The organism is Streptomyces synnematoformans, assembly GCF_039531005.1.
Taxonomy (GTDB): domain Bacteria; phylum Actinomycetota; class Actinomycetes; order Streptomycetales; family Streptomycetaceae; genus Streptomyces; species Streptomyces synnematoformans.
Map to the genome: position 1 here is coordinate 1 of NZ_BAAAPF010000768.1, position 569 is coordinate 569.

Here is a 569-nt window from a genome sequence, read left to right on the forward strand (position 1 = left end):
CCCTCGCCGCCGCCGTCCTCGCCGCCGCCGCGGACGCGCCGCGGCTGCTGCGCAAGCACGACGCCGGCCGCGCCGCGCTGCTCCTCGGCGACGCCCCGTACGAGCCGCTGCCCGACGGCCCGCTCCCGCCCGCCGTCCGGCACCCGGCCGCCCTCGTCGCCCGGCCGGACCAGCTGCTGCCCGCCGTCCGCCGGCTGCTGGCCGGCACCGTCTGCGTCGCCACGCTGGAGGACGCCGAGGACCTCGTCTCCGCCCGCCCCGAGCTGACCGCCGTCACCGCCGAGGGCGACGTCTTCGGCGGCCACTTCGCCCACGGCGGCTCCGCCGGCGCCCCCAGCCTGCTGGAGGTGCAGGCCTCCGTCGACGAGGCGACGGCCGAGCTGACCGAGCTGGACACCCGCTGCGCGCAGCTGCACGAGCGGCAGGAGGCCGCCACCGCCCGCCGCGCCGAGTGGGCCGACCTCGTCGACGAGCTGGGCGGCCGGGGCAGCGCCGCGGACCGGGAGAAGTCCCGCGTCGCCGGTGAGCTGGGCCGGCTCGCCGGGCAGGCCCGCGCCGCCGCCGCCGAG

Annotated in this window: 1 pseudogene; it reads left to right on the forward strand. The window is 81.4% G+C overall.

The window, feature by feature from the left end:
- Positions 1-569: pseudogene (locus ABD317_RS37595) on the forward strand (chromosome segregation protein SMC); the annotation flags it as partial.